General features: G+C 57.2%; 1 protein-coding gene. It reads left to right on the top strand.

The genetic code is table 11. The features are described 5' to 3' along the window. Positions 1-110 precede the first annotated feature (110 nt). Entirely contained in the window at positions 111-854 is a 744-nt protein-coding gene (locus AB4Z51_RS44945) for an SOS response-associated peptidase (RefSeq protein ID WP_441499770.1), read from the top strand. The last annotated feature ends 319 nt before the right edge of the window (positions 855-1,173 follow it).

The raw sequence follows: 1,173 nt of genomic DNA, 5'->3' as shown, positions 1-1,173 counted from the left end.
ATTCTCGTCCACAACACAGATAGCCGTCTCCTTTAGCGAAACATCCAGACCGACATAGTGCTTCATGTTCCCGCTCCTGCTGCCACCGGCTCGCCGGCTTCCCTTCCAGGCTGAGCCTTTCGAGCAGCAACCGCAATCACCCCATCTACTCGATCACCAAGAACGTCGATGCGATCCGTCAATTGTTCGGAGCGTTAAATAGCCGCGTCGGCAATCTGCCGAGCATGCCCGGCATTTTTCCCGACTACCCTGCCCCCATCGTCCGCAATGCTCCAGACGGACGCGAGATTGTCATGGCGCGATGGGGAATGCCTTCGTCCTCGAAGGCTCTTATGGACGCAACGAAGAAACGTGCCGAGAAACTCGAGGCCAAGGGCAAAACGGTGGACTTCAAGGAGTTGCTCCGGATGGAGCCGGACAGCGGCACGACCAACATCCGCAACACAAGCAGTAGCCACTGGAAGCGCTGGCTCGGGCCGAACAATCGCTGTCTGGTGCCGTTCACAAGCTTCAGCGAGTTTAACAAAGCCGAAGGCGGCGAGATCTGGTTCGCGCTCGGCGAAACCCGTCCCCTCGCCTGCTTCGCCGGCATCTGGGCAAACTGGACCTCGGTGCGAAAGGTCAAGGAAGGCGAGACGACCAACGACCTCTATGAATTTCTAACCACCAAGCCAAACCCTGAAGTAGAAGCCATCCACCCGAAAGCGATGCCCGTTATTTTGACGATGCCGGGTGAAGTTGACACCTGGTTGAACGCGCCTTGGGAAGAAGCCAAAGAACTTCAACGTCCGCTTGCAGCCCAAGCGTTGCGAATCGTGGCACGTGGCGTGAAAGAAGATCAGGCCGCAACATGAAACACAYTGAAGTCCGCTCCTACGCCGAACCGGAAGCCGCCGCACGAAAGCTGCTCGAGCTTGCCGCAGGCGTCCAGGTGATCAACGACTGTCATTCGGCCTGCAATATTGACCCCCTAAGCCGGGGGATCGGCGTCCAAAATTTGGACGCCGATGAGGGGKCAAATTTACAGACGATGACGTAATTGCGGTCGGCGCTCGTGGCAGACAAGCTCCGTTATCGTTGAGCCCTCGCAATCAAATGATTCGAAGGAGCTCCCATGAAGCAGTACGTCGGGCTGGACGTCTCACAGAGAGAAACCGCTGTGTGCGTTGTCAA

It is taken from the genome of Bradyrhizobium sp. 2TAF36 (assembly GCF_052114925.1).
Classification (GTDB): domain Bacteria; phylum Pseudomonadota; class Alphaproteobacteria; order Rhizobiales; family Xanthobacteraceae; genus Bradyrhizobium; species Bradyrhizobium barranii.
Note: the sequence above shows the minus strand (reverse complement) of the source record. Positions and strands in the feature narration are given on the sequence as shown.